Consider the following 3,718-nt stretch of genomic DNA (forward strand, 5'->3'; position numbering starts at 1 on the left):
GGCAAGCAGCCCGACCTGTACATCACCCTGTTCGATCACACCGCCACGCACACGTACCTCGCGCGCACGGGCCTGCTCGGCGGCGATTTCCCGAACCATAACGACGTCTTCACGCTGGTTCCCGGCGCAAACGCACCAGCCGCCAGCGCTGCACAACTGGTGAAGTTCACGACGGACGTGTATTCCGGCGACATCGACACACGTGGCGGCACGCTCTCGAAGCTTTCGCTCGTGAAGGAAGGCGACGGCAAGCAGCCCGACCTGTACATCACCCTGTTCGATCACACCGCCACGCACACGTACCTCGCGCGCACGGGCCTGCTCGGCGGCGATTTCCCGAACCATAACGACGTCTTCACGCTGGTTCCCGGCGGACAGACGTCCATGGGCGACGGCAACACGTTGTCGCTTGCGTTCGAGTCGCCGGTCAAGGGTGGCGTGAAGGTCATCAAGACCTACACGTTCACCCGCGGCAGCTATGTGATCAACGTCGATACGAAAGTGCAGAACGTCGGCACCGCGCCGGTCACGCCGCGCCTCTATATGGAACTCGTGCGTGACAGCTCGCCGGTGGAAACGCCGCGCTTCTCGCATACGTTTATCGGGCCGGCCGTTTATTCGGACCAGCATCATTTCCAGAAGATCGATTTCAGCGATATCGACAAGGGCAAGGCAACGTTTACGCCCTCCGCCGATAACGGCTGGATCGCGATGGTGCAGCATTATTTCGCGTCGGCATGGATTCCGCAGCAGGGCGTGAAGCGCGACATCTATGTGCAGAAGATCGATCCGGCGTTGTATCGCGTGGGCGTGCAGCAGCCGCTGCAGACCATCGCGCCGGGACAGACCGTCGACGTGAAAGCGCGCCTCTTCGCCGGTCCCGAAGAAGAGCGGATGCTGGAAGGCGTCGCACCGGGTCTTGAGCTGGTGAAAGACTACGGCATGGTGACGATCATCGCCAAGCCGCTGTTCTGGCTGCTCGAGAAGATCCATAGCTATGTGGGCAACTGGGGCTGGGCGATCATCCTGCTTACGCTGTTGATCAAGGCGGTGTTCTTCCCGTTGTCGGCAGCGAGCTACAAGTCGATGGCGCGCATGAAAACCATCACGCCGCGCATGACGCAGATCCGCGAGCGTTACAAGGGCGATCCGCAGAAGATGAACGCGGAACTAATGGCGCTTTACAAGACCGAGAAGGTCAATCCTTTCGGCGGATGTTTGCCGGTCGTGGTGCAGATTCCGGTGTTCATCTCTCTGTATTGGGTGCTGCTGTCGTCGGTGGAAATGCGCGGCGCGCCGTGGATTGGCTGGATTCACGATTTGTCGCAAGCCGATCCGTTCTTCATCTTGCCGGTGCTGATGGCTGTATCGATGTTCCTGCAAACGCGGTTGAATCCCACGCCGCCGGACCCGATTCAAGCCAAGATGATGATGTTCATGCCGCTGGCTTTCTCGGTCATGTTCTTCTTCTTCCCGTCAGGGCTGGTTTTGTACTATGTAGTGAACAACGTGCTTTCCATCGCCCAGCAGTACTACATCACGCGGATGATGGGGCAGAAGAAAGTGGCGAAGGCTTAAGGTCTTGCTGAATGGTTTGAAAGAAAACGCCCGGCTTGCCGGGCGTTTTCCTTTGGGAAATTGCTAAAGGCGTTTTACCGCTTGCTCCCCGCTCCATAAAACTGGTCAATAAGCTCTTCGAGCAAATACCGGTGATGCGGAGACAGCGCTTCGATCTTCGATGCAAGCTCCAGCGTTTCCTCGGACGCCGGATATTTTTCATCGTGGGCAATGGGCTTTGGCGCGCTTTGTGGAGTACCACTTGGCGGCGGACCGTAATGCAACCAGTGTTGCTCGACCTTGAACCACGCTGCAAGCGTGGCCAGTTTGTCGGCGGTGGGAATTGAACGCGCTGTCAGCCATTTGTGTGTTGTCTGAGCTGAAACAGGTTCGCCGTGGTATCGCAAATTGAAATGCAAGGCGAGATCAGTTGCGCCGCGCATCTTCTCGGGCGCGCGTGTCATCGAAAATTTGAGCCGATCCGAAAAATCGGCTTTCTCTTGGGGTGTTGGCATAGGTCGCGATTGTGCGAGGCAAACGCACTTGCAAAGTCAACCACCTGCGCTAGATATGGCGCAAGTTCCGCATTTTTATCGAGTTCGGGAAAAACAATCACAATTTCAGCGCTGATTACCCAAACGGTGCAAACCCCTTAGCCGTGACATTTGCGTACACCGAAACGATGCACATCCCCGACTCACCCTCCAATCCATCATAGCCCACATAAGATAGATTAAGAATTGTCTTAGCGGGGTTGCTTAGCAAAGCGAAACCAAGTCGCCGCGCTACAATGCCGCGACTCATTACTTGCCTCATTGACTGCCGTTTAGTTCGAGAAAATCATGTCCAACAATGACTCCGATCCGATCGTTGCGATCGCCACCGCGCCGGGTCGTGGCGGTATCGGCGTGGTGCGGCTGTCGTTCGGGCGCTCGGGCGGAGCGGCCGCGAAACACGCCATGCTTGCGCTGTGCGGCCAGCTCCTCGACGCGCGTCACGCGACCTATGCGCCGTTCACCGATGCACACGGCGAAGCAATCGATCGCGGCATTGCGATGTACTTTCCCGCGCCCCATTCCTATACCGGCGAACATGTGCTCGAGCTGCAGGGACATGGTGGTCCGATCGTGCTGCAACTGCTGCTGCAGCGGGCTATCGATACCGGCCGCGATTTCTGTTTGCGGCTCGCCGAACCGGGCGAGTTCACGCGGCGCGCGTTCCTCAACGACAAGCTTGATCTTGCGCAAGCTGAAGCCGTCGCTGACCTGATCGAAGCAAGCACGGAGGCTGCGGCGCGATCCGCGGGCCGTTCACTCGATGGCGCATTCTCCCGCCAGATCCATGCGCTCGTGGAAGACGTCATCACCTTGCGGATGCTGGTCGAGGCGACGCTCGATTTCCCCGAAGAGGAGATCGACTTCCTCGAAGCTGCGGATGCTCGCGGCAAGCTTGCACGCATCCGCGCGCTGCTCGACAAGGTGCTCGCCGATGCACGCCAGGGCGCGCTGTTGCGCGAGGGGTTGTCGGTGGTGCTTGCGGGGCAGCCGAACGTGGGCAAGTCGTCGCTTTTGAATGCGCTGGCGGGTGCGGAGCTGGCTATCGTTACGCCGATTGCCGGCACTACACGCGACAAGGTCACGCAGACCATTCAGATAGAAGGCATTCCGATTCATGTCATCGATACCGCCGGCCTGCGCGAGACGCAGGACGAAGTTGAGCGCATTGGTATTGAAAGGACGTGGGGCGAAATTGGCCGCGCGGATGTGGTCCTGCATCTGCTCGATGCACGCGAAAAGCTGAGTGCTGACGATACCGCCATATCAGCGCGCTTTCCTGCGGGCGTGCCGGTCGTGCGCGTGTTGAACAAGGCGGATCTGGCGGGCGTGGCGGCATCGGCGTCAATTGCCGGCGATGAAGTGCGCGAGGTGCGTTTATCGGCGAAGACGGGCGATGGGATCGCACTGCTGCGCGACGAACTGCTGAAGATCGCCGGATGGCAGGCAGGAGCGGAAAGTATCTATTTGGCGCGCGAGACGGCATCGGCGTCAATTGCCGGCGATGAAGTGCGCGAGGTGCGTTTATCGGCGAAGACGGGCGATGGGATCGCACTGCTGCGCGACGAACTGCTGAAGATCGCCGGATGGCAGGCAGGAGCGGAAAG

Annotated in this window: 3 protein-coding genes; 2 read left to right on the forward strand and 1 reads right to left on the reverse strand. The window is 59.1% G+C overall.

Annotated elements, in window-relative coordinates; genetic code table 11:
- The coding region (gene yidC, locus ACRXB1_RS32725) for a membrane protein insertase YidC (protein ID WP_449494388.1) at positions 1–1,578 on the forward strand (1,578 nt) is incomplete at its 5' end.
- Between the two features lie 74 nt (positions 1,579–1,652).
- Here the strand turns inward: yidC and ACRXB1_RS32730 are convergent.
- Positions 1,653–2,072: a hypothetical protein gene (locus ACRXB1_RS32730; RefSeq protein WP_062168507.1), complete on the reverse strand. Its 420-nt coding sequence runs from the start codon at positions 2,070–2,072 to the stop codon at positions 1,653–1,655.
- Between the two features lie 327 nt (positions 2,073–2,399).
- On the opposite strand from ACRXB1_RS32730, the gene mnmE reads away from it, so the two are divergent.
- Positions 2,400–3,718: tRNA uridine-5-carboxymethylaminomethyl(34) synthesis GTPase MnmE (gene mnmE / locus ACRXB1_RS32735; RefSeq protein ID WP_449494389.1), on the forward strand; the 1,319-nt coding region annotated here is incomplete at its 3' end.

This window comes from Caballeronia sp. M23-90, from assembly GCF_053574605.1.

Coding starts and splice junctions, on each gene's coding strand:
- ACRXB1_RS32730 (WP_062168507.1), bottom strand. CDS start 2,072: ATGCCAACACCCCAAGAGAAAGCCGATTTTTCGGATCGGCTCAAATTT.